Annotated in this window: 16 protein-coding genes and 10 pseudogenes; 16 read left to right on the forward strand and 10 right to left on the reverse strand. The window is 68.3% G+C overall.

The genetic code is table 11. The features are described from left to right. Nucleotides 1–161: 161 nt before the first annotated feature. From OG542_RS01610 to OG542_RS01630, 5 genes and pseudogenes are all read right to left on the reverse strand, one after another. Nucleotides 162–1358 (reverse strand): PP2C family protein-serine/threonine phosphatase, encoded by a 1197-nt coding sequence (locus OG542_RS01610; RefSeq protein ID WP_328407517.1) that lies wholly within the window; start codon nucleotides 1356–1358, stop codon nucleotides 162–164. Nucleotides 1359–1548: 190 nt separating this feature from the next. Continuing rightward, on the reverse strand, nucleotides 1549–2274 hold the full coding sequence (locus OG542_RS01615; protein ID WP_328407519.1) for a GAF and ANTAR domain-containing protein: 726 nt from the start codon (nucleotides 2272–2274) through the stop codon (nucleotides 1549–1551). 318 nt (nucleotides 2275–2592) lie between these two features. After that, a pseudogene (locus OG542_RS01620) lies at nucleotides 2593–2706 on the reverse strand (histidine phosphatase family protein); the annotation flags it as partial. 85 nt (nucleotides 2707–2791) lie between these two features. Further along, on the reverse strand, nucleotides 2792–3088 hold the full coding sequence (locus OG542_RS01625; protein ID WP_328407521.1) for a peptidoglycan-binding domain-containing protein: 297 nt from the start codon (nucleotides 3086–3088) through the stop codon (nucleotides 2792–2794). Nucleotides 3089–4232: 1144 nt separating this feature from the next. Then, nucleotides 4233–4319: pseudogene (locus OG542_RS01630) on the reverse strand (transposase); the annotation flags it as partial. Between the two features lie 4 nt (nucleotides 4320–4323). Between OG542_RS01630 and OG542_RS01635 the strand changes: the two are divergent. The 3 genes and pseudogenes from OG542_RS01635 to OG542_RS01645 all read left to right on the forward strand — a co-directional run. Next, nucleotides 4324–4683: pseudogene (locus tag OG542_RS01635) on the forward strand (HAD family hydrolase); the annotation flags it as partial. Between the two features lie 60 nt (nucleotides 4684–4743). Next, nucleotides 4744–4836 (forward strand): annotated as a pseudogene (locus OG542_RS01640) (IS5/IS1182 family transposase); the annotation flags it as partial. Nucleotides 4837–4942: 106 nt separating this feature from the next. Then, nucleotides 4943–5713: a transposase family protein gene (locus tag OG542_RS01645; protein ID WP_328417709.1), complete on the forward strand. Its 771-nt coding sequence runs from the start codon at nucleotides 4943–4945 to the stop codon at nucleotides 5711–5713. A 409-nt stretch (nucleotides 5714–6122) separates the two neighbouring features. On the opposite strand, the gene OG542_RS01650 is transcribed toward OG542_RS01645, so the two are convergent. Then, nucleotides 6123–6695 carry a hypothetical protein gene (locus OG542_RS01650; RefSeq protein WP_328407523.1) on the reverse strand — a complete coding sequence of 191 codons (573 nt, stop codon included), beginning with the start codon at nucleotides 6693–6695 and terminating at the stop codon, nucleotides 6123–6125. Between the two features lie 595 nt (nucleotides 6696–7290). Between OG542_RS01650 and OG542_RS01655 the strand changes: the two are divergent. From OG542_RS01655 to OG542_RS01670, 4 genes and pseudogenes are all read left to right on the forward strand, one after another. Further along, a pseudogene (locus OG542_RS01655) lies at nucleotides 7291–7403 on the forward strand (IS5/IS1182 family transposase); the annotation flags it as partial. 289 nt (nucleotides 7404–7692) lie between these two features. After that, nucleotides 7693–8358, forward strand: a pseudogene (locus tag OG542_RS01660) (IS5 family transposase); the annotation flags it as partial. A 536-nt stretch (nucleotides 8359–8894) separates the two neighbouring features. Then, nucleotides 8895–9323: pseudogene (locus tag OG542_RS01665) on the forward strand (maturase); the annotation flags it as partial. 206 nt (nucleotides 9324–9529) lie between these two features. Beyond that, complete coding sequence (locus OG542_RS01670) at nucleotides 9530–12283, forward strand: SpoIIE family protein phosphatase (RefSeq protein WP_328407525.1); 2754 nt, start codon at nucleotides 9530–9532, stop codon at nucleotides 12281–12283. Between the two features lie 78 nt (nucleotides 12284–12361). Here the strand turns inward: OG542_RS01670 and OG542_RS01675 are convergent, their stop codons facing one another. Continuing rightward, nucleotides 12362–12946, reverse strand: coding sequence for a DinB family protein (locus tag OG542_RS01675; RefSeq protein ID WP_328407527.1), 585 nt, complete (start codon nucleotides 12944–12946; stop codon nucleotides 12362–12364). 252 nt (nucleotides 12947–13198) lie between these two features. Between OG542_RS01675 and OG542_RS01680 the strand changes: the two are divergent. The 7 genes and pseudogenes from OG542_RS01680 to OG542_RS01710 form a co-directional block, all read left to right on the forward strand. Then, a pseudogene (locus tag OG542_RS01680) lies at nucleotides 13199–13717 on the forward strand (enoyl-CoA hydratase/isomerase family protein); the annotation flags it as partial. Between the two features lie 92 nt (nucleotides 13718–13809). Next, nucleotides 13810–13953: pseudogene (locus OG542_RS01685) on the forward strand (hypothetical protein); the annotation flags it as partial. Beyond that, nucleotides 13928–14107: pseudogene (locus OG542_RS01690) on the forward strand (molybdopterin-dependent oxidoreductase); the annotation flags it as partial. The pseudogenes OG542_RS01685 and OG542_RS01690, both read left to right, overlap by 26 nt. 238 nt (nucleotides 14108–14345) lie before the next feature. Beyond that, nucleotides 14346–15338 (forward strand): molybdopterin dinucleotide binding domain-containing protein, encoded by a 993-nt coding sequence (locus OG542_RS01695; protein ID WP_328407529.1) that lies wholly within the window; start codon nucleotides 14346–14348, stop codon nucleotides 15336–15338. Nucleotides 15339–15733: 395 nt separating this feature from the next. Beyond that, a complete protein-coding gene (locus OG542_RS01700) occupies nucleotides 15734–17365 on the forward strand; it encodes a beta-N-acetylhexosaminidase (protein WP_328407531.1) in 1632 nt (543 codons plus the stop codon). Nucleotides 17366–17830: 465 nt separating this feature from the next. Further along, nucleotides 17831–19594 carry a hydroxysqualene dehydroxylase gene (locus OG542_RS01705; RefSeq protein WP_328407533.1) on the forward strand — a complete coding sequence of 588 codons (1764 nt, stop codon included), beginning with the start codon at nucleotides 17831–17833 and terminating at the stop codon, nucleotides 19592–19594. A 573-nt stretch (nucleotides 19595–20167) separates the two neighbouring features. Next, nucleotides 20168–21106, forward strand: a complete 939-nt coding sequence (locus OG542_RS01710) for a TauD/TfdA dioxygenase family protein (protein ID WP_328407535.1) — start codon at nucleotides 20168–20170, stop codon at nucleotides 21104–21106. Nucleotides 21107–21122: 16 nt separating this feature from the next. Here OG542_RS01710 and OG542_RS01715 read toward each other — a convergent pair whose 3' ends face one another. Then, nucleotides 21123–21287 carry a hypothetical protein gene (locus OG542_RS01715; RefSeq protein ID WP_311129481.1) on the reverse strand — a complete coding sequence of 55 codons (165 nt, stop codon included), beginning with the start codon at nucleotides 21285–21287 and terminating at the stop codon, nucleotides 21123–21125. A gap of 230 nt (nucleotides 21288–21517) precedes the next feature. Next, nucleotides 21518–22018: a PaaI family thioesterase gene (locus tag OG542_RS01720; protein ID WP_311129480.1), complete on the reverse strand. Its 501-nt coding sequence runs from the start codon at nucleotides 22016–22018 to the stop codon at nucleotides 21518–21520. A 93-nt stretch (nucleotides 22019–22111) separates the two neighbouring features. Here OG542_RS01720 and OG542_RS01725 point away from each other — a divergent pair, with 93 nt between their 5' ends. Further along, entirely contained in the window at nucleotides 22112–22579 is a 468-nt protein-coding gene (locus OG542_RS01725) for a winged helix-turn-helix transcriptional regulator (protein WP_328407540.1), read from the forward strand. A 132-nt stretch (nucleotides 22580–22711) separates the two neighbouring features. Continuing rightward, nucleotides 22712–23284, forward strand: a complete 573-nt coding sequence (locus OG542_RS01730) for a TetR/AcrR family transcriptional regulator (protein WP_311129478.1) — start codon at nucleotides 22712–22714, stop codon at nucleotides 23282–23284. A 76-nt stretch (nucleotides 23285–23360) separates the two neighbouring features. Here the strand turns inward: OG542_RS01730 and OG542_RS01735 are convergent, their stop codons facing one another. Beyond that, nucleotides 23361–24230: an alpha/beta fold hydrolase gene (locus OG542_RS01735; protein ID WP_328407542.1), complete on the reverse strand. Its 870-nt coding sequence runs from the start codon at nucleotides 24228–24230 to the stop codon at nucleotides 23361–23363. Between the last annotated feature and the right edge of the window lie 151 nt (nucleotides 24231–24381).

The following is a 24381-nucleotide window of genomic DNA, read 5'->3' on the forward strand; positions in this document are numbered from 1 at the left end:
AAGGTGTGTGTGCGCTGCTGCGGGCAGCGCTGACTCCGGCGCACATGGTGGGCATCGCGATAGTCCACCACCGAATGCAGCTGTCGCCGTCAGGTGGTGCGGACGAAGCGGTCAGTAGTCCCACCCGTGTCCTGTGGTGAGTGGACAGCGGGGAAGGCAGGTCAGTGATCGGCTGACTTGCCGTGCCACTGGCAGAACAGGACGGTGGCGTCGTCGTCCAGGCGGCCGTCATGGTGGGCGAGGACGGCGTGGATCAGGCGGCGCAGAGTTTCGGCGACGGGCAAGCCGTCGGCGTGGTGGCGGATGAGGAAGTCGGTGAAACGCTCCAGGCCGAACAGGTCGCCGTCCGCGTTGCGGGCTTCGGTGATGCCGTCGGTGAACAGCAGCAGCCGGTCTCCGGGTTCGAGCTGGTCGACGCACACCTCCGCTTGCAGGTCGAGGCCGGTGCCCATCGGGCCGCCCGGCGCGCAGTGCAGGGTCTTTGCCCACCGTCCGCCGCGGATGATCACCGGCAGCAGATGCCCGCGGTTGACCCAGCTGAGTTTCCCGGTGGCCAGGTCCAGGTCGGCGAGGATGCCGGTGGCGTAGCGGCTGTGTTCGAACTGCTGGGACAGCGTCTCTTCGATGGCGTGGCTGGTGGCGGCGAGGCCCTTGCCGGCTCGGCGGTTGCTGCGGCAGGTGGCCATGGCCAGGGACGCGGTCAGGCCGGCGGCCGTGTCGTGGCCCATGGCGTCGAAGACGGCCAGGTGCGCGATGCCGTCGGCGACCGCGTAGTCGAAGACGTCTCCGGCCATCCTGTAGGCGGGCTCCATCATGGCGCTGATGGTGACCCGGCCGTTGGCGAAGGTGCGCGGGGGCATGAGCGTCCACTGCAACTCCGCTGACACTCCCATTCTCCGGGTTCGGGTGAGCCGGGCGTGGGAGTCGCTGTTGCTCCGTTTGGAGATCAGCAGCAGTCCCGCCACCGAGGCCAGCGCCTGCACCACCTCGTGGTCGAGGGGGTCCGTACCGCCGGGAGGCGGGTCGACGCGCAGAACGCCCAGGCGTTCGGTGCCATCGAGCACCGGCGTCCAGCAGGAGCCTTCCGTGGGCGGGGCAACGCTGCGGAGTGTCTGGTAGGCGCGGCCGGGCAGGGTGCCCTCGATGCGTGTCTCGCCTCCGCCGTGGCCGGCGTTCAGCCCGATGCCGGTGACCTCCCGCAGCACCTCCTGCTGCAGGTCCGCCACGAACAGCCGCGCCCCGCCGGCGCCCGCGGCGCGAGCAGCCGCATCGAGCAGGCCGGGCAGTTGCTCGAACGTCGCCGTGTGACTGGCTTCCAGCAGCCGGCTCAGCGCACGCCCCAGCGCCGCGGCGTTCACGGCCGGAATCCCTCGTCACGGCGCCGCCTGGCTTCGCACACGCCCACGTAGGTCGTCTCCCCCGCGAGGCTCACGGGCCGACGCGGCGCCACGCAGCGCGGCGCCCGCCGGCGAGACCGGTGCGGGCGGGGCGGCCGGTCACCGGCCGTGGCAGCACCCGGCAGGCAGGGGGCCGGGGCGGTCGGTCGTGTCATGGTCGGGGGCGCAGGTCAGGGCTGGTGGGGGGCCGGCCGGTGAGGCTGGTGATCAGTTCGGTGCACAGGTCGCGGAGTTTGATGTTGCGGTGCTGGGAGGCGGAGCGCAGGATACCGAAGGCCTCGTCGGCGGTGCAGCGGCGCTGGCCCATGACCACCCCGAGGGCCTGGTCGATGACGCCGCGGGATTGCATCGCCGTCTGCATCTGCTCGGCGAACGCCTGCGCGTCGGCGATGCGCTGCGCCAGGGCGATGGCGCCGGTGGCCTGTGCGGCCAGTGAGCGCAGCGCGCTGAGGTCGGCGGATTCGAACGCCTGGGGCGGGCCCGCGTAGAGGTTGAGGGCGCCGGTGGTGTGGGTGCGGGCGGAGATCGGCAGGGAGAGGGAGGAGCGGATCCCGCAGGCGGCGGCGTAGGCCGGGTAGTCGCCCCAGCGTGTCTCCCTGAGCATGTCCTCGACGCCGACCTCTTCGCCGGTGCGGGCGGACTGCAGGCACGGGCCGTCGTCCTGGCCGTACTGCTTCTCATCCAGCTTCAGCGCCGGGGGGCCCGCGCTGGCCACGGTGAGAGGCCGGTGATCGCGTTCGATCGTCACCCCGGCACCCTCGGCATGGGTCAGCTCCAGAGCCGCGTCGGCCAGAGACTGCAGGAAGTCCTCCAGCGACTCCGTATCCAGCAGCCACTGCATGACGGAGGCACTGTCGTAGGTGTTGTCGGAATGCACCGCGTATTCCTTCATGGGGGCCGCCGGCCCCGTTGTGGGCGTCGTGTCGTGCCACCGGGGCGACGGAGCCCAGTCTCCGAAGGAACATCTCCAGCGCGGCCACCACCTCAGCACCAGCACGTCAGCCGGCGCGGCATGGCCTGTACCACCCACACTACAGAGCAGCGCAGGCATTAGCGGCTCGATCCGGCACCACATCGCGTCAGTGATCACTAACCGGACAGACACGTCAGATCAACCGACCAGTGCTCTGGAGGAACACGCTGTTCGACGCCCTCGCTTGGCGCGATGGGGCACGGCGATGGGCTGACGGTCGCTTCAGATGTACAGCTCGGGCGGAAAGCCCGTCCAGCGCAGCTCGGTCGACAGATGCCGCATGTCGTTGGAGACGAGGATGGAGGCGGGGCGGCCGGGCGCGTAGCGGAGGACCGTGGGCGTGAAGCTGACGATGCTGTCGGCCCACACCCGGCCTTGTCGTACAGGGCGATGCCGATGGCATCCGTGTTGCTGTCGTCGACTACTTCGTGCGCAGCATGAGGGCCTGACGGGTGTTGTCCCCGTAGACACCGGTCTCGTCCCCATGGACGCTGAACTGTTTCTGGAATCGGGCCACAGCCTGCCGGACCTCTGTGTCGAAGCGGCCGTTGATGGCACCGCCGTCATAGATGTGTGGGATCTGGAGCAGACGTACCTGCAACTCGTAAACGCCATGGCCGGTGTCGCCTTGGCGCAGTACCCCGGTGCCCGGGATCTCGGGAAGCGAAATGTTGCCGGGCGTCGGCCGATCCGGTTGCCCGGAGGACGGGGGCGACACTGCAGGGGTCGGAGTCTGAGGCAGTGGCCGGTCCGGTCGCCCCGAGGACGCAGGCGGCACCACCGGTGCGGAGTGGCTGTTGCTGAGCACCGAAGAGGCAAGGATCAATCCGCTCACCGCGCCCAGACCGAAGACTCCGGCGACGCGGTGGTGTCGCCGTTCGGTGAAGCGCCGATGTCCTCGGCTTTCCTTCGGCTCAGGCGTGCGGACAGGGTCTGGGCGCAGTGGCGTCTGGGAGGGCCGGGCAACGAAGCCGTCCGCCGGCGAAGCTGGGCATTGGCGGGCGGCCGGATTCGGGGTATCGCCAGACGAATCGGGTTGTCGGCGCGCGCGGTCCCGCGGAGCGGCCTGTGGCGGTACGGCTGTCGGCGGTTCGGAGCGCCTCGGACCTTCGTCGCTCGCAGTGGGCGGGTGTCCCGCACTCGGCGGCGCGACCGCCTCCTGCCGCACACCGCGTGACCACAACGGCTCAACCCCGAGGTCCTCCGGGGCCCGGCGTTCCCGAGCGGGTCGAGGCGGGTCGGCGACGGACGGCAGGAAGCCTTGGGGACGGACCGGAACCAGTTCAGGTCGAGGCCCCACGCCACGTGTCTGTGAGTAGGGTGGCGACGACGGCGACGGGGTGGGCGGAGTGGAGTCGCCGTGTTCGGCCGTTGCGCTGTGGCGATCGAAGGACGCTGGCGGGCTTCCTGTCCTCCGGTGCTCCTCCGTCGTGTAAAGCTCGGTGCGAGCGGCATCCAGGGCGTTCAGAACCGCCTGAAAGGAATCCTGGATATCCTGCGCGGGCTCACGCCGCCAGCTGGGGGCTCGGAACGGCTCGGCCTCGTCGAATCCCATCGGTAGTCCTCCTCCACCCACCTCCCGGTGGTTTCCGTGCGGGTCACACCGGTCATCTGCTGAACTGGCCAGCCGGCTCCGGAGAGTTGGCGTTGTTGGCTGTTGGGGAGCCGGACCGCAGAGGTGTGCTTGCGGCTGCCTTGTGAAGCGATACGCAGTGCGCGTGCCGTTGTCTCAATCCGCTGCCAGGCGATGGCCGCATGTCTCCACTCCGACCAGCTCCCACTGGCAGGTGCACGCACGGGGGCCCGAGGTCGCTGTCGTAGTGGCGTCGATCTGCCCTGTGTCCTGGGGGTAGATAGTGCCCCCGTTCGAGGGCGTCGGGGTCGGGAAAGATCTGGACGACATCGGTCCTACGGTTGATCTCCCGGTTGATCCGCCTCAGCGGGTTTGTATCGCCGTCGGGGGCGTGGGCGCTCGTGACCTCCAACTACGAGCACCGGGTGCGGGGGCGATTTGCTCGGACGGGCCTGCCGGTCCCGCGCGTCATCGTGGACGCTGCCGCAGTGGAAGAAGGCAAACCCTCGCCTGTGCCCTACCTGTTGGCCGCAGAACAGCTCGGCGTCCGGCCCGAGAACTGCCTGGTCATTGAGGACGCCCCCTCCGGAGTCGAAGCAGGGCTGCGGGCCGGCATGACGGTGTGGGGCGTCAACACCGCGGCTGCGGTGACCGGCATGCACCGTCACTTCGCGAGCCTGCGCGAAGCGGTCCCCGACATCCTCGCCTTCGCCCCGCTGGATGGATCAGCCGGAAGGTGATGATCACGGCGTGGCTGGTGTGATCACGGCGTCGGAGTCGTCCTGGATAACCCCGTTCACCGAGCTCTGCGCGACTGCCGTCTCAAAGATGACGGCGTCCACCACGCCGTGCGTGGCATCGCCCGCCTGCACAACCTCGCCCTCGCCGGATAGAGAGCGGTCCGCCAGTCGGCCGATCGCACTCTCCCGCGCTAAAGATCATTTACGGGACGGCCCTTAAGCGTGTTGCAGAAGGCCGTGATCAGGGCATTTCCCTTGTATACGTGGAGTGTTGAGGGCTGAGCCGTTGTGGGTGGAGACGTTCACAGGACTGCGGACGAAGCAGTTCGAGCGGTTGTTGAAGGTGGTGCGGGAGCGGGGTGGCGACGGGCCGCGGGTCGGCCGTCCATGGTGCCTGCCGCTTGCCGACCGGGTGCTGGCGGTAACGGTCTGCTACCGGACGAACATCACCATGCGGCAGCTCGCGACAATGTTCGGGGTCTCGCCTGCCACGGTGTGCAGGGTCATCCAGCGGCTACGGCCCCTCCTCGCCCTCGAGCCGGTCTCATGTCCCGTCGACACCGCGGACCGGCTGTGGATCGTGGACGGCACGCTGGTCCCGGTGCGCGACCGGCAGGTCGGTGCCTCGAGCCGCAACTACCGGTTCTCCGCAAACGTGCAGGTCATCACCGATGCCGACGCCCGCCTGGTCGTGGCCACCGCCAGCCCGGCACCGGGGCAACAAGGCCGACGCCCATGTGCGACGCGACTCCGGCCTGCCGGACCAGTGCCAGGGCGTACCGTGCTCGGCGACGGCGCCTGCATCAACACCGGCTTGGTCGTCCCTCACCGTAAACGCCCCGGCCGACCACTGCTGACCGGAGAAGAAGCCGACAACGCGGAGCACCGGCGGGTCCGTGCGCGGGTCGAGCATGCGATCGGCCGGCTGAAGAACTACAAGATCCTCCGCGACTGCCGACAGCACGGCGATGGCCTCCACCACGCGGTCCAAGCCGTCGCTCACATGCACAACCTCGCCCTGGCCTCGTGATCAGAACAGCCGCGGCCGTGCTCTGACCTGCAAAATCACGGCCTTCTGCAACACGCTTTAGGGCTGGCTGTCAGAGCTGCTTGAGCCCTGTTCAGGAGCCTTGCCGGTAAGCCGCAGCGTCTCCAGAAAGCCATGATTCGTCCAGGTAGCGGCATGCAGGACGAAGGAACCCGGGTTGGATTGATGATTCCTCGCCCACTCGATTGCCTCAAGGACATCGCAGCCGGTGAGGGCGTATGTAGCACAGACGAGGCTGTGAATACGCCGACCATTGTCGGATAGTTGCCACGCCCATTGTTCGATGAAGTAGGAAGGGCAGTCGTGGCTGCTGCTGATCCGCCGGTCATCGAATTTCTGAACCTCCACGACTGCCCTTTCCGCTACGTTGCGCGATTACCCTTCGGTCCCGTCAAAAAACGGGGCTACATTCGAGCTCCGCGTCGGTGGAGTTCTTGGAAATCAGCTCCCCAGTTGTGGTGCCGCCGTCGGGCGTAGCGTAGGTGACCCTCCCCTTGAACTCGCCGTACCACCACGTCTTGTCTTTGTTGGCGCATTGAGCTGTGGTGTCTTTGTTCTGCAGCTCCGTGGCTCCGGGCCCCGCGTTGACGGTGGCCGGCGCCCCGCTGGCACTCCAGAACAGGTCCGCCACTCCCCAGTAGTAGTACATCTGACCGGTGAGGGTCATGCCCTGGACGGGGTGGTCACACTTGAGGGCGGCCTTCACGCCGGCCCCTCGGGTTGATGTGCGTACATGCGGGTCGCCGCCCTGCTGCTCGATCCAGCAGGTGATCAACACTCCCTGAGGAGCAGCCTTGTTGGCGGGGCCGCGGACTGTCAGGGTGGACTTGGCGGGCCCCGCACTGGTTTGTTCGGCAGCTGCCACGGCGGCTGGCAGGGGCTCGGCAGCCTGAGCGGTAGGGGTCGTGAAACCAATAGCGGCAATCGTGGCGACCCCGGCGGTGAGCAGAGCTCGTATCCGCACGCTTTCATCCCTTCGTCATCCGACTGATGCGATTTCCCTCGGAAGGTATGGGCAATCCGAGATGCGCTGGGCGTGTTGATGACGGTAAGGCGCTCCAGAGCTTCTGGATGACTCTGAGCTGGCTTCTTGAACACAGGGTCACATATCTCTCACACGCGGGCTCTTACCTCCCACCCTCCAGGCACAGCCAGCAAAGGATCTTCCGGTCCTCCAGTCCCGCCCCCTCCTCCACAGGCGGCGGGCCCTGTCGTATCACCCAGTCCTACTGACGCTTCCGCTCGTCGTACTCGGCGGCGGTAGTGGGTACCAGTTTGTTGGCGCATTTCGCCCCTGTCTCGGCGGTGGAGGGGGGAGGCCGAACAGGTCGGCGACGACGATGGGCGGCAACGAGGTGACCCCCTCGATCACGGCGGTGTTCCTGGCGCTGAGCTTGATCTTTGTCGTCCGGGGCGGCCGATGGCTTTGAGACTGTCGGGGCGTTGACGGTTATGCCGACGTCGTAGCGGGGTGCCGGGTCGGGGGTTGTGGCTTCCCGAAGGCCGGCCGGGGCCGGTGCCTCGCGGTTCGGGAGCGTGGGCCTCTGCGCGCATACAAGCACGGCTTCCGGCGCCTACGGATCCGCTGGGAACGCCGAGCCGACATCCACGAAGCGTTCCTCAAACTCGCCTGTTTCTCATCACCCACCGGCAACTCGGCTCACTGTGTTAGCCGTTGTTAGGGCTCGCACGCATGTAGTTCCTCTGCGAGCCCTTAACATCGCGCGCTCACTCGGAGGAGTGTTCGAGATTGTCAGCTGAGTACGTCGGGTAAGCGGCAGGAGGGGATATAGCTAGTGCTTCGCAAGGGGACTCAAGTGGACCTGAGCCGGACTCGGGCGGACCACCCTACGCTGCCGAACGCCACTTACAGCGGCTAACACAATGAGATGGATCGCCCCTGACGGCCGTTGTCGACATGGGAATTGAGCGTTCGGCCTGGTGTGGAGAGTCCGCCTTGCATGGTCTCGGATGAGCTGTGGGACCGCTTGGAGCCGCTGCTGCCGCAGCGCGAGCGTCGCTTTGGGTACCCGGGCCGCAAGCCGCCGCCGGACCGGGATGTGCTGTGCGGGATCCTGTACGTACTGCACACCGGGATCCAGTGGGAGTACCTGCCGAAGCAACTCGGTTTTGGCTCGGGCACGACGTGCTCGCGCCGTCTGCAGGACTGGGACGAGGCCGGCGTGTGTCAGCGGCTGCACGAGCTACTGCTCGCCGAGTTCAACGCGGCGGCGAGCTCGACTGGTCCCGCTGCGTGGTCGACTCCTCGCACGTCAGGGCGTTAAAAGGGGGATCCACACGGGCCCCTCGCCGGTTGACCGGGGCCGGGCCGGCTCGAAACATCATCTGATCACCGACGGGCATGGCACCCCGCTAGCGGCCCTGGTGACGGGTGGCAACCGCAACGACGTCACCCAGCTACTGCCGTTGCTCGACGCGATCCCGCCCGTCCGTGGCAGGGTCGGCCGTCCCCGTCGCAAGCCGGACTCGCTCCTCGCCGACCGCGGCTACGACCACGACCTTTACCGCAACCAGATCCGCGACCGAGGCATCGTGCCAGCCATCGCCCGCCGCGGCACCCGGCACGACACGGGCTGGGCACCTACCGGTGGGTGATCGAGCGGACCTTGTGCGCCACGAGGCGCCCTTTTGTATCCCCGGCTGAGCCGGGAGGAACTCGGAAGGAGGTTTCTGGGCCGGATGACTTACCCGGATCCGAAAGGTGAAGAGGACAACACCATGTCAGAAAACCAGTGACCGGGCCCAGTTGTCAGGGACGGTGTGCTGGGCGGCCCGCGCGATATGGCGAAGACTGGATTGTTTGAAGCCCAATCTCCAGAAGATGCAAGTTCCCATCCGCCGGAAATGACAGCTGAAACCGGCGCCGCACTCTGCTCCAGCTTCGATTGTTGGTTGGAGCACTTCCGGGGGGCGGAGCGATGTCCAGCGAGGACATTCAAGGAGATGAGTGGGACGCCTGTGTCGCGCTAGGACGTACAGACAGGGACGAACGTGGGATCGCCTACGGGACGCGAGTCCTATGGCGACGGAGGCCTTGTAGTAGTCGCCGGAGTCACGACCGGCCAGGGAGGACGGGAAAGCCGTCCGCATCGGGCGCAGGGGGCCAGGTGATTCGGTCACCCAGACTCGGGAGGTATGCGCAATGCAGAGCGCCAAAACGGTATTGGGTGTCCTGCGTGAACGCGGCAGGCGTAGCCTGCCGTGTGATGAACTGTATCGGCAGCTGTTCAATCCACAGTTGTATCTGTTGGCCTACGGGCGCATCTACGCCAACCATGGTGCGATGACGCCCGGGGTCACGTCAGAAACCGTGGACGGCATGTCACAGCGGAAGATCGACCGGATCATCGAGGCGATGCGCCACGAGCGTTACCGCTTTCGTCCGGTCCGGCGCGTTCATATCCCGAAGAAGAATGAGAAGACGCGTCCGCTGGGGCTGCCGACCTGGTCGGACAAGCTCGTCGGTGAAGTGGTCCGCCTGTTATTGGGGGCGTACTACGAACCGACGTTCTCCGGCCGCTCGCATGGGTTCCGTCCCCGCCGCGGCTGCCACACCGCTTTGCGGGAGGTGCAGACATGATCACAAAAGGCATCATATCGGCCTAATCGGGCACCTGGCGTGGAAGGATCATGCGCCGGCCGCGCGAATGCGCGACGGACGGCCATGCCCGGAGTAGCCGAAGTCATGCGGCACACGCCGCCCGGGCGTCCGAGGTCGGCCGGGCACGGTTCGGCCGAGCCCTGGCCACTTTGGATCACCGATGCTAGAAAGGTCGCATGGCGAATCCTTTCGCCCGTTTTCGACACCTATCAGTCAAGCGCCTCCTCGGCAAGGGCACGCGGAGCGTAGCCGGGCAGGTACTGGTTTTCCAGGTGGCTCTGGTAGTGCTGCTCGTGGCCTGCGGCGTCTTCGCCCTCATCCTGCAGTCGGAGCGGGACAACAGCGCCGAGGCCAGGCGACGCTCCACGGCCGTGGCACAGACCTTCGCGCACTCACCAGGTGTCCTGGCGGCATTGCAGACTCCGGATCCGAGCAAGGTTCTCCAGCCGCTCACCGAGGCGGCACGCCGGGCCGCAGGCGTCGACTTCATCGTGGTCATGGACACTGAGGGCATCCGGTACACACACCCTTTGCCGGACCGGATCGGAAAGCGGTTCGTGGGCGAGATCGGGCCGCCGCTGGCGGGGAAGGTCTACGTGGAGAGCATCAACGGCCCGCTCGGTCGCGAGGTGCAGGCCACGGTCCCGATCGAGAACGCCGACAGCCGGGTGGTGGCACTCGTCTCGGCCGGGATGAAGGTCAAGAACGTCGAAAGTCAGTTGTCCCGGCAACTACCGATCATCCTGGGCGCCGGCGCCGGAGCGCTCGTGTTGTCCACCGGTGTGACGGCGCTGGTGGGCAAGCGGCTGCGACGCCAGACACACAGCCTTGCCCCGGACGAGATGACCCTGATGTACGAGCACCACGACACGGTGCTCCACTCCGTTCGGGAAGGGGTGCTGATCGTGGCCGCCGACGGGCGGCTGATGCTGGCGAACGACGAGGCCAGACGGCTGCTGGAGCTGCCCCCGGACGTCGAGGGGCAGCTCGTCTCGAACCTGCCGGGCCTCGATCCCGAGATGAAGGCGCTGCTTGCCTCCGGGCGTGAGGCCACCGACGAGGTGCACCTCGCGGGCGAGCGGTTGCTCGCGGTCAACCAACGGCCCACGGATTTCGGAGGAGGTCCCGAGGGAACGGTGGTGACACTGCGCGATTCCACCGAGCTGCAGGCGGTGACCGGCAGGGCGGAGGTGGCACGGGAGCGACTCAGGCTGCTGTACGACGCCGGACTCCGCATCGGTACCACCCTGGACGTGCTGCGCACCGCCGACGAGTTGGCGCAGGTCCCGATTCCTCGCTTCGCGGACTTCGTCACCGTGGACCTGGCCGACGCCGTCCTGCACGGCGAGGAGCCGGCCCTCACGGGGACGGACATGCGACGCGCGGCCGTGTGCGGCATTCAGGACGACCATCCGCTCTCCGAACAGGGCCGGCTTTTCGACTACCTTCCCTCCACGCCCCAGGCGCGCGGCTACGGCAGCGGCCGCTCCCAGTTGGTGAGCGATCTGCCGACCGCCATGGGATGGCGCGTGCAGGACCCCGAGCGGGCCAAGGCGATCATCGACTACGGCATCCACTCCCTCATCACCGCCCCCATCCAGGCCCGTGGCGTCGTGCTGGGCATGGCCACCTTCTGGCGCACGCAACAGCATGAGCGCTTCAACGGAGAGGACGTGTCGCTGGCGGAGGAGCTGGTGGCCCGTGCCGCGATAAGCATCGACAACGCACGCCGCTACACCCGCGAGCACGCTCTGGCAGTCACCCTCCAGCGCAGCCTGCTGCCACAGGCCATGCCCGAGCAGAACGCCCTCGACATCGCCTACCGCTACCTCCCCGCCCAGTCGGGCGTGGGCGGAGACTGGTTCGACGTGATTCCGCTGCCGGGGAGCCGGGTGGCACTGGCCGTCGGCGATGTGGTCGGCCACGGCCTGCACGCCGCCGCCACGATGGGACGGCTGCGGACCGCGGTGCACAACTTCTCCGCCCTCGATCTGCCACCCGACGAGTTGCTCAGCCATCTAGATGACCTGGTCGGGCGCATCGACCAGAACGAGACGGCGGAGAGTGCAGCGGGCGTCGTGGGCGCCACCTGCCTGTACGGGATCTACGACCCTGTGACGCGCCGCTACGTCATGGCGCGTGCGGGGCATCTGGCGCCCGCGCTGGTCCAGCCGGACGGAACCGCCACCTTCCCGGACGTGCCGGCCGGTCCGCCCCTGGGCCTCGGCGGCATGCCGTTCCAGACCGCGGAGCTGTGCCTCGCGGAGGGAACCCAGCTCGTCCTGTACACCGACGGCCTCATCGAGGACCGCAGGCGCGACCTGGACGTGGGAATGGAACTGCTGCTCGATGCACTGACGGGCCACTCCGGCCGGCCGCCCGAGGAGACCTGCCAGGACGTGCTGGACAGCCTGCTCCCCGATCGTCCCAAGGACGACGTCGCCCTGCTCGTCGCCCGCACTCGGGTACTGCCGCGCGACCGCATCGCCGACTGGGATGTACCTGCGGACCCGGCCGCCGTCTCGGGCATGCGCGACGCTGTGTCCCAGAGGCTCGAAGCATGGGGCCTGTCAGAGTTCGGCTTCACCATGGAGCTCATCCTGAGCGAGCTCATCACCAATGCCATCCGCTACAGCGCCGGGCCGATCCACGTGCGGCTGATCCGCGACCGTACGCTGATCTGCGAGGTGGCCGACGGCAGCAGCACCTCACCCCATCTGCGGTACGCCGCGACGACGGACGAGGGAGGCCGGGGCCTGTTCCTGGTGTCGCAGATGGCTGAGCGCTGGGGCACCCGGTACACCCCGCAGGGCAAGGTGATCTGGGCCGAACAGAACCTGCCCGAGGACATCCAGCCGCCCGTCCCGCCACCGGCCGACGCGGACACGCCCCCGGACGAAGAGGCAGCCGACCCGAAAACCCTGACGTGAAGGCGGCGGCGATCAAGAGAGATCAGCACCCACGACCGGCAGCATGCCGCACGAACATCACGTCACGTGAGACAACCTCTAAGTCTCGACTGGTGCGGCCGACCTGGCGGCCTGCTCGATCTTCGCGCAGTAGGCTGCACGGGCTTCCTCGTCGATCTGCTTCTCGTGTTCGGCGCGTACCCCGGTCCGGCCGTCGAGGCCCTCGCGCAGGATATCGGCGTGCCCGGCATGCCGGATGGACTCGCCCAGGACATGGACCATGACGGCGAACAGGTTCGTGTTGGGATAAGGCTCCGGCCACCACGGCACGTGGCCGGGGGCGTCGAGGGGAAGCTCGTTGATCGTCGCGTCCGAGTGTTCCCACGTGCGCCGGTAGAACCCGATGATCTGATCGCGGGTCTCGTCCTCGGTCGCCCACAGATCGCTGCCGTTGTAGTCCTGCCACCGGGGCAGCGGTTCCGGGGAAGGGCGGTCGAAGACCTCGCCGAAGTACCTGGCCTCGACGGTGGCCACGTGTTTGACCAGGCCGAGGAGGTTGGTCCCGGTCGCTGTCAAAGGTCGGCGGGCGTCGTATTCGGACAAGCCGTCGAGTTTCCAGAGCAGCGCCTTGCGGTCCCGCCGCAGTCTCCCGTGCAGGTTGTCTTTCGCGAAGTCATCGATCATGCGGCATGAGCCTGCCATGGGGCTGCTCGTGGTCTCAAGATCCCGCACGTGGTCCGCAGCGAAACTTGATACGTGAGACACCCTCTAAGGGCGTTCGAAGCGAAGAAGTGAGGAAGCTGCGTACCCATCAGGTGTCGTGCCGCGCTTGGAGTGGACAGGGGTGTGAACGGGACCGATCCGAAGCGAGCAGGAGGCGTCCCGCCGTGCGCTGGGACCTTCAACGGGCGGTTAAGACCTGCGCTTTTGCGAGCCGGAAGTTCTACTTCCAACGGGCTCGATCTGGAGTGGCTGTTGGCCCACGCCGAAGAGCACCAGGACTATGTCGTCTCCGTCCATGAGCTGTTCGCGCGGATGCTGTCGCTGCCGGTCGTCACGGTGGCCGCGCTGCAGGGGCACACCTTCGCCGCCGGCGCGATGTTCTCCCTCGCCCACGACTTCCGCGTGATGCGCGCCGACCGCGGCTACTGGTGCCTGCCCGAAGCGGACATCAACATCCCCTTCACCCCCGGCATGGCCGCGCTCATCCAGTCCCGGCTGGCGCCGCAGACCGCGCACGAGGCCATGCTCACCGCCCGCCGATACGGCGGCGCCGACGCCGCGGCCGCCGGCATCGTCGACCATGCGGTCGCCGAGGACGCCGTGCGCTCCACCGCGATCGAGATCGCCCAGGCACAGGTGAACAAGGCCGGCGACACCCTGGGCACCAACAAGGCCCGCATGTACGGCCTGGCTCTGGCGACCCTGCGCGACACCACCAACCCGCTCGGCTGAACAGAACCTCACCGCCCTCACCACCCCGCGCCCCGGGCTTTCTCCCCGGGACGGGCTGCCCCAGCCGTCCACCGCCTGAGGAGACAGGGCAGATGACCGCCGACACCGCCCCTTGGCACAAGAGCGCGTGCATCCTGTGCGAGAACAACTGCGGCATCCAGATCCAGACCGACGGCCGCCGCTTCGCCAAGATCCGTGGCGACAAGGACCATGTCGCCACCGCCGGCTACACGTGCAACAAGGCTGCGCCTGGACCACTACCAAAACGGCGGCGCCCGTCTCACGACACCCCTGCGCCGGGAGGCGGACGGCAGCTTCACCCCCATCGACTGGGACACCGCCCTACGCGAGATCGCCGCGCGGCTGAAGAACGTGCGCGACACCCACGGCGGCGAGTCGATCTTCTTCTACGGCGTCGGCGGACAGGGCAACCACCTCGGCGGTGCCTACAGCGGTGCCCTGCTGCGCCCTCTGGGCGCCCGCTACCGCTCCAACCCCCTTGCGAGAAGACCGGTGAGGGATTCGTCAACGCCCACCTCACCGGCGGCCACACCACCGGCGACTTCACCCGCGCCGAAGTCTCCCTCTTCCTCGGCAAGAACCCCTGGCGGTCCCACGGGCCCGCACCGTGCTCAAGGACATCGCCAAGGACCCCTCCCGCACGATGATCGTCATCGACCCGGTGCGTACAGAGACCGCCGACCTCGCCGACATACACCTCCAGGTCAAGCCAGGCACCGACGCCTGGTGCCTGGTCGGCCTCCTCGGGATCTACGCCCGCCTCGTCCGCGAACTGGACGCCGGCCCCCGCGGCAGGCTGACCCTGCTGCACGCGGCGGTCCGCCTGGGCCGCACCCCCTACAAGCTCGCCTTCGCCGCCCTGGCCGCCGTCGACAAGTCCACCTTCGCCATGGCACCGCACCTGCTGTACGAGACCCTCGGCCCCACCCTTCCCGCAGGCGCCCGCTCCGCCGCGGCGCTGTGGGCGCTCGCGCAGCGCATCGCCAAGGAGTACCCCGCCGCCATGCGCCGGGCCGGACCTCGAAGCGCCGATGCCCTCTTCGAGGCGATGCTGGAGAGCCGCTCCGGCATCACGTTCACCGAGGACGAGTACACCGACGCCTGGAAATACGTTCCCCACCCCGGCCACCGCATCCCGCTGCCCGTCCCCGAACTCCTCGGCCTCCTGGCCGACCTGGACACCACCCCCGCCGTCCACACCACCGACGACTTCCCCATCGTCCTGGCCGCCGGCCAGCGCCGGGCCTTCACCGCGAACACGATCTTCCGCGACAACACCTGGCGCAAGCGCGACCCCCAGGGCACGCTGCGCGTCAGCCCGCACGACGCCCAGCAGCTCGGTCTGTCAGACGGCGCTCTCGCCCAGGTCGCCACGTCACGCGGCACCGCTCAGGCGGTCGTCGAGATCGACGACCGCCTGCAACCCGGGCACGCGGCCCTGCCCAACGGCTTCGGCCTCGACCTGCCCACCGAGGACGGCGGCACCGAACGCACCGGCGTCGCCCTGAACAGCCTCACCGACCTCACCTGGCGCGACCCCATCGCCGGCACTCCCTGGCACAAACACGTCCCCGCCCGTATCCAGCCCGCTCCCGCCTGACGCTCGTTGCGTGGGCAGGCAGGTCATCGAGGAGCCCACGCAGGGGCCGGTCACGGGCTCGCGACCGACTTGGTGTGGATCAGCGCGATGGGGTCGCCGCGGCGGCCTCCCAGTCGACGAAGCGATCCATTGTGCCCGGATCGCGAGAACCGCCGACCCCGGCCCGGCCGGGCCGCTCGCGCGGCGGGCTGACCCACAACGGACCCCGGCCGGCCCCGCGGCCGCAGCGACCGCCGCGGGCGACCCAGCACGCGCCCCCCTGCCCGGTTCGATGCCGGACGTGACTCCATCCCCGCCCCTGGTCATGGGCGTATTGCGAAGCTACGGCAGACCTCTCGCACCTTCCGGCCCGCGTCTACTGTTGCCCTGGTCTCCACCCGAAAGGTCAACGCTCCATGGATCTCGTTCCCGCACCCCTCGAAATCCGTCCCGGCTCGGTGGATGGCAGCCCCTTCGTCCTCGGCTTCGACACCCGAGTGGCGGCTGACGCGGCGAGCGGCACGTCCGCCCGCTGGCTGCGCTCCGTGCTCGGCACCGCAACGGGCTTGCCGCTGGAGCCCGCGACGCCCGGAGCAGAGGGGGCCATCACCCTGCGGGTCACCGAGCGGCTCGTAGCGCTCGGCCCCGAGGCGTATGAGCTGGTCGCGGACGGCTCCGGCGTGCTGATCGAGGGCGGTGGCCCGGCCGGGGTCTTCTGGGGCGCCCAGACTCTGCGGCAAGTGCTCGGCCCGGATGCCTTCCGGCGCGCCTCGCTGGGTGAAGGGTCCTGGACCGTGCCACCGGTGCGTATCGCGGACGCCCCGCGCTTCGCGTGGCGCGGCATGATGCTGGATGTCGCCCGGCACTTCATGCCGAAGGACGGGGTTCTGCGATACGTCGACCTGCTCGCTGCCCACAAACTGAATGTGCTCCACCTGCACCTGACCGACGACCAGGGCTGGCGGATCGAGATCGGCCGATACCCCCGTCTCACCGAAGTCGGGTCGTGGCGAGCCCGTAGCCGGATCGGGCTCGAGGAGAGCCCGCTCTGGGACGAGCGCCCGCACGGCGGCTACTACACCCAGGACGACCTGCGCGAAATCGTTGCCTACGCCCGCGAGCGGCACATCACCGTGGTACCCGAGATCGATATTCCGGGCCACTCGCAGGCAGCCATCGCCGCCTACCCGGAACTGGGCAACACCGACGTCGTCGACACCGCCGCGCTGGCGCCGTGGGACGACTGGGGCATCAGCCTCAACGTGCTGAACGTCTCCGAGGCCACGCTGGCGTTCTACGAGAACGTCCTTGCCGAGGTCCTGGAGATCTTCCCGTCCGAGTTCGTCCACATCGGCGGCGACGAGTGTGCCAAGGAGCAGTGGCGGGCCAGCCCCACCGTGCAACGGCGCATCCGTGAACTGGGCCTGGCGGACGAGGCTGAGATGCAGAGCTGGTTCATCCACCACTTCGACCGCTGGCTGGCCGACCGGGGCCGAAGGCTCGTCGGTTGGGACGAGATCCTGGAGGGCGGCGTGGCACCGGGTGCGGTGGTGTCGTCCTGGCAGGGTTACGCCGGCGGCATCGCCGCCGCCCGAGCGGGCCACGACGTCGTGATGTGCCCGCAGGAGCACGTCTACCTCGACTGGCGGCAGGCCGACGGCCCCCACGAGCCCGTTCCCATCGCCCATGTACGTACCCTGGAGGACGTCTACCGCTTCGAGCCGGTGCCCGACTCCCTGAGCAGGGCAGAAGCCGCGCATGTCATCGGCGTCCAGGCCAATGTCTGGACGGAGACGATGGATTCGGCCCGGGCCGTGGACTACATGGTCTTTCCTCGCTTGTCGGCCTTCGCCGAGGTCGCCTGGCGTCCTCTTCCTCCGTCCCCCGAACGCGACTTCGCCGACTTCGAGCGGCGGATGGCCGCCGCGCACTACGCCCGGCTCGACGCACTGGGCGTCGAATACCGCCCGCCGTCCGGCCCCCGGCCCTGGCACCGGCGACCCGGCGTCCGGGGCCGACCGGATGAGGGGCCCCCGCCGGTGCGATGAACCAGGTGCCGTTCGCCTCCGGACGAACCCTTCGCTGCCTGGACCGAGTTGACCGCTTGATGGTGTCGCTCACCAGTTGACCGCTTGATGGTGTCGCTCACCGATTTCGGGAATGCTGCCGATCATCCAGGTCGCGCCCATACGTACGTATTTAGGGGCGCCGAAAGGAGCCTGGACGCGGGCATTGCAGAGCAGGTTACCCACGATCTGTCCCAGGTGGGCGCAGACAGTGGCCGCGCTCCTCGCCCCAGGAGGCTCCTCTACCTGGCCGAGTACCATCCCTTCGCCGACGCCTTGGCCGAACGAGCCCGCCGGCAGGCGGTGTCACCGGCTTCCTGAAGAAGCGTGCGCCGTGACCGCCGCCGAGTGATGCGGCATCAAGTCAAAGTTGCGTCGGCCGTCTTCCGGGATTGTTGCCTCGCCCATATCCTCGTGCGCCGATGTTACCGACGGTAAGGGGTGGCGATGGGCAGCACCACGCGCAGAGGGTTCCTGGGCACGGCCGCGGCCGCCGGCGGCGGGGTCGCCCTCGGAACCCCCCAGCGGGCTTCGGCCGAGAACGGCGCGGCACCGCAGACCGTGGCCGTACTGGGCGGGGGCGTAGCCGGGCTCACGGCCGCGCACGAACTCGCCGAGCGCGGCTTCCGGGTCACGGTCTACGAACGCAAGGCGCTGGGCGGCAAGGCCCGCAGCATGGACGTACCGGGCAGCGGCACGGGCGGCCGCCGCCCCCTGCCCGGGGAGCACGGCTTCCGCTTCATCCCCGGCATCTACCACAACCTGCCCGAGACCATGCGGCGCATCCCCTACCCCGGCAACTCCAACGGTGTCCACGACAACCTCGTCGCCCCCAAGGAGATGCTGTTCGCCCGGTCGGGCGGCCGCGAGGACATCCGGATCCCGCTGCCCTGGCCAGGCAACACCCCGGCCGAACTCACCCCCGACGAGATCCGCCGCGCCTTCACCTCGGTCCTGGACACGGCCTTCAACCTCCCCCTTCACGAGGCTCTCTACTTCGCCAACCGCTTCCTGGTCTTCCTCACCAGCTGCGACGAGCGCCGCGACGACGTATGGGAGCGGACGCCGTGGTGGGAGTTCGTACGAGCGGGACGGATGTCCTACGACTACCAGCGGATTCTCGCCGTCGGCATCACCCGCAACATCGTGGCCACCAAGGCGGAGGAAGCCAGCACCCGTACGGTCGCCACCCTGCTGGAGGCCTTCGCCTTCAACCTCCTCGGGCGGGGCGCGGACGGCCCACTGGACCGGATCCTCAACGCGCCCACCAACGAGGCCTGGATCGACCCCTGGGTGACGTACCTGAGGTCACTCGGCGTCGAGTTCCGCGTCGGCTGGACCGTACGGGACCTGACCCTGGGCGCGGGTGTGATCGCCGGAGCCGTCGTGGAGGACCCGGAAGGCGCGCGCCGGACCGTCACCGCCGACCACTACATTTCGGCGATGCCGGTCGAGCACGCCCGCCGCACATGGAATTCCGCCGTACGCGCCGCTGACCCCCAACTGGCCGAGTGTGACCAGCTGGAGACGGACTGGATGACCGGAATACAGTTCTATCTGACCGAACGTACGCCGATCCTGCACGGCCACCTCGACCTCATCGACTCCCCGTGGTCGCTGACCGCGATCGCCCAAGCCCAGCACTGGCCGGGCCACGACTTCCCCACCGACTTCGGCGACGGTACGGTCGCGGACTGTCTGTCCGTGGACGTCTCCGAGTGGGACCGCCCGGGCATCCTGTACGGCAAGACGGCCAAGCAATGCACCCGCACCGAAGTCGCCCGCGAGGTGTGGGCACAGTTGAAGGCGGCGCTCAATGACAGCGGCCGTACGGTCCTGAAGGACTCCGTGCTGCACTCCTGGTTCCTCGATCCGGCCGTGGACGGACTCGGCACGCCACACCCTGTGAACGAGGAACAGCTGCTCATCCACCCGGTGGGGACCTTCCACCACCGCCCGCGGTCGGCCACGCAGATCCCCAACCTCTTCCTGGCCGGCGACTACGTGGCCGTGCCCATCGATCTCGCCACCATGGAGGGCGCCAACTCCTCGGCCCGGCAGGCAGTCAACGCCCTGCTGGAACACATCGGCTCGACCGCCGAGCGGTGCACCGTGACCCCGTTGTACCGGGCCCCCGAGTTGGAGGCACTCAAGCGGCACGACCGCACCCGTTACCTCCTCCGGCTGCCGAACGTCTTCGACGTCGGCTGAATGCCCTTGGAGTCGCTCACTCGCGTCCGGTGCCTCGGGCGAAGATCGCCTGCGCCCCGCCCCCGATCTTCGCCGAGAGGCAGGCGCCGGAGCCGCTCAGTTGCGGCCTCCACCGTCCCGTAACCGGCGCCGACGCCGAGCTCTCGCAGGAACCGGAACACCCGGCCCCGGCATCCGATGCAGCCGGCGACCCGCACCATTGACAGCGACGACGAGAAGATCACACACTCCTCTCATGACCACCTCCTGGTTCGACACGACTCCGGAGCACCTCTGTTGCCCCGATCGAACCGGGTGTGAACGCTCCGGTCGATGACCGGCTGCCGCTGAGCCCTCTGCTCGCCGCACACCACGAGCGCCTCGGCGCCCCTCGCCGCGGGCGACACGGAGCGTCGTTCGACCCCGACCTACCGGACGCGTACCGCCGCCTGCCGGCAGCCGTCCAGGCCCGGCCCGGCCCGGCCCGAGGAGCCTGTGCTCACGGGCAGTCGCCTTGTTCCCATCCACGCACCCCCTGATCAGGTCCGTGTCCACGCCTTTCCTGATCGGGACCGGCCCGAAGGAGACATCTCCATGACCGCCACAGCCGCCGCACCGGCAGCCATTCTTCGCGAAGCACGCATCCCGGGCGACGGGATCTACGAGGGCACGCGCATTCTGCGCCGGGTGCCCGCCGGGTGGGAGGAGCGGCCCTACGAACTGTTCGACGTCGCCCCGCAGGCCAGCACGATCGGGGCCGAGATCAGTGGCGTCGACCTCTCGCGCCCGCTCACGCCTCACTTGCGCGATGAGCTGAACCGCGCCCTGCTGGAGTGGAAGGTCCTCTTCTTCCGTTCCCAGCACCTCACCAGCGACCAGCAGCGGTCCTTCGCGCGCAACTGGGGCGAGCTGGAGACCAATCCGCTGCTGGCCGCCGGTGCGAGCGAGGACGTGGTCCGGTTCGACAAGAGCGGCGGCACCACCGCGACCTTCGAGAACGTCTGGCACGCCGACGTCACCTTCCGTGAGCGCCCCGCACTCGGTGCCGTGCTGCAACTGCGCGAGGTGCCGCCGTTCGGCGGCGACACGATGTGGGCGGACATGGCCGCCGCCTACGACAACCTCCCCCAGTGGGTGAAGGACCGCGTCGACGACGCCCGTGCCGTGCACGACTTCATCCCCGGCTTCGCCCGCTTCTACGCCCCCGACCGGCTCGCCCCCTTCCAGGACCTGTTCCCGCCCGTGGAGCACCCCGTCGTGCGCACGCATCCCGACACCGGACGGCGCATGCTGTTCGTCAACACCTCGTTCACCACCCGCATCACCGGTATGGACCGCGACGAGAGCGACCGGCTGCTGCGCCTGCTGTTTCAGCAGGCCCACGTCCCGGAGTACCAGGTGCGCTTCCGCTGGCAACCCGGTGACATAGCCTTCTGGGACAACCGCGCCACCCAGCACTACGCCGTCAACGACTACGGCTCCCGGCGACGCGTCGCCGAACGGGTCGCCATCGCCGGCGACCGTCCCCGCTGATCCGACACCTCAGTGGTTATCCGTGGCCAGCCAGCCCGAAACGGCCCAGTGACGCACCGACCGCGCGCGTCATGCCGTGGCGCAACCCGTTGCGCAGCGCCAGTAGTTGATTCGCCCCGGGCGTGGCCGCCAGCAACAGCGCCGACGGTACGAACGTCGCCCACTCCACATCAGTGATCACGGCCGTACGGGTACCCGATGGTCACGCCGCGGTCTTTTCATCGCGGTGTACGAAGCACCTGGCGCCCGAGGGACGCATTTCCTTCCGGCGCCCCGGCACGGCTACGGCGCACCGCGGCCCGGCGGCCCATGAACTCACGGGCCGCCACCGACGTACGCCGCAGCCGTTCCACCTCGCACTCCGGGGTTCTGCACCGAGATCAAGGGAGTCCGGCATCACGCACAGAGCCGTCACGCTTGAGGGGGAGGCACCGGGAAGAGCATGCAGCTACTGGTGGCGTGGGCGAGCAGGCGGTCCTTCGCGTCGAGCAACTGCGCCTGGGCAAGGGCGGTTTGCCGGCCCTTGCTGACAACCGTGCCGATGGCGCGCACCACTCCCGTGTCCACGGTGATCCGCCGCAGGAACTTCACCGTCAGGTCGAGTGAGGTGTAGGCCATGCCCTGCGGGAGGGTGGACTGGACGGCGCAACCCGCCGCCGAGTCGAGCAGAGTGGCGAAGATGCCGCCGTGCACGCTGCCGATCGGGTTGTAGTGCTCCTCCCCCGGCGTCAGGGAGAAGACCGCCATGCCGGGCTCCACCTCGTCCAGCGTGAAGTCGACGGCGTAGTTGATGGGCGGCCCCGGCAGTCGCCCCGCACGCAGCTCGCGCAGGAAGTCGATGCCCGCCATGCGACCGGCGGCTTCCGCCAGGATCGCGGGGTCTTCCCATTGATACGTACGTGTTCGCCCCACAGCCCAGCGCCTCCTCGTCTGACTTTTCCAAATGAAGCTAGACCCCCCGTCATCTGACTGTCAATGTCGAAGCCAGACCCTTACGATGGCGGGATGGAGTGGCTTGAGGCGAGCACGGAGAACTGCCCTGTCCAGCGCACGCTTGACGTGGTCGGAGAGAAATGGACGTTGCTGATCCTGCGTGACGCCGTCAATGGAGTCCGCCGCTTCGACGACTTCCACCGCCATATCGGCCTGTCGGAGGCCGTCCTCAGCGACCGCCTCCGGAAGCTGATCTCGGCCGGCGTCCTGAAGACCGTCCCCTACCGGGAGCCAGGCAGCCGCTCCCGCAACGAGTACCGCCTGACGCGCAAAGGCTGGGACCTGTGGCCTGTCCTGATGGCGCTGAGTCAGTGGGGCGAGAGGCACACCCTCGGCCCCGAGGGTCCCGTACTGGACGTCCGTCACACCGACTGCGACGCTCCGGTCCGCGTCGTCGTCGAGTGCTCCGCGGAGCACTCCGCCCTCACCCCTGGGGAGGTCACGGCCCGGCTGGGACCTGGCGCCCGGCTCCGGTCGTGAGCCATCGGCACCCAGTCCGTAAGGCCACGGTCAGCAGCCGCATTCCCTCCCGGTCATAGCATTACGTACGTCAGGCCATCGACTAGGCTTGGGTGCGAGGCGACGGCCTCACGGAGCGGATGGAGGAAGCTCGTGGTGCGCTACACCAAGGAGCACAAGCAGGTGACGCGGCAACGGATCATCGAGAAGGCCGGCCACCGGTTCAAGCAGGACGGCATCGACGGCTCGGGCATCTCCACGCTGATGTCGGATGCGGGGCTCACCAACGGAGCGTTCTACGCCCACTTCGCCTCCAAGGACGACCTCGTCGCCCATGTCGTGACCGACGAACTGCGCACACAGATCACGAAGTACGGCACCCTGCGACCCGGTCGGCCGGGACTCGAGGACCTCATTCGCGAGTACCTGTCCCCCGAACATCGGGACCACCCCGGCCTCGGCTGCCCGTCCGCCGCCCTGCTCGACGAGATCGGCCGCTGCGAAGAGGGGACCAAGCAGGCCTACACCGACGGTGCGCGGGCCATCGTGGAGGAGATCTCCGCCCGCCTGACGCCGGAGGACCCGGGGTCCGCCCGGGCCAAGGCCATCGGGCTCTTCACCATGATGGTGGGGACACTGCAGCTTTCCCGTGCCCTGTCCGACCGGAAGTTCGCCGATGAGGTCCTCGAGCAGGGAATCGAGAACGCCCTCGCGTTCATGAGGTGAGGGGTGCTGCCGACGGCCGCCCCACGGAGGTGCCCACCACGCCGGTCTCGGCCCAGGTGACGACCGCCCTTCACGCCTACTGCCGTTCGAGGAACTCGAGAGCCGTCTCCACGAACTGCCGGTGAAACTGGAAGATGCCGCCGTGGCCGGCGTCGGGATAGAACACCAACTCGCCGTTCGGCACTCGCCGCGCCAGGTCGACCGAGTTCTGACTCGGAACCATCCTGTCGCTCTCGCCGTTCGCGACGAGCACAGGCTGGTGAATGACGGAGAGATCCTGGGGCCGCTCCAGGCCCCAGCGGTGAATGGCCTTGAGCTGGGCTCCGTACGACGCGAGGGAGATCGCTTTGTCCCGGTCCTGGGTGCGCTCCTTAAGACGGGCCAGGAATTCCTTGCCGGCCCGGCGCCCATGGGCGGTGCGGGTGAAGAAGAGGAACTGCTTCGGGTCCTGAAGGGTGAGCAGTCCTCGGACGGTGTCGAGATGGGACAGCCGGGTCACGTCCTTGATGCCCTCGCCGCCCGCGGGACCGGTACCGGTGAGGATCAGCTTGCGCACGAGGTCCGGATCGGTCTGCGCGATCACCTGGGCGATCATGCCGCCCATCGAGAAGCCGTGGAGATCGACGCGCTCGACCCCGAGCGCCCGGATGAAGGTGACGGCGTCCTTCGCCATCGCCTGGATGGTGCGCGGCGTCGAGCCGCTGGAAGCGCCGACGCCTCTGTTGTCGAACGTGATGACGTGACGCTTGGCGGCGATGCCGTCGACAACCCGGGGGTCCCAGTTGTCGAGAACCGCTGCGAGATGGGTGAGGAAGACCACCGGGACACCGGACCGAGGACCGAGCTCTCGGTAGGCGAAGGTCACTCCTCCGGCGGTGATGGTGCGGGTCGGCGCGTTCTTGTACGACGTCATCACGTCGCCTCGTACTTCCTGTGAATCATGCATGGTCGTGCCCTTCGGTGTGGGGGTTCCAGCCGGGGCGCCGACCCCTCCTTCATTGAGGGGAGGACACAGAGCAGCTACCTGCGCCCCGGCTGGGGCCGCAGTCTGCGAGGGGGGCGACGTTCGAAGGCCGCAGGGCCGGAACCCTGAGCGG

It is taken from the genome of Streptomyces violaceus (assembly GCF_036014075.1).
Lineage (GTDB): Bacteria > Actinomycetota > Actinomycetes > Streptomycetales > Streptomycetaceae > Streptomyces > Streptomyces violaceus.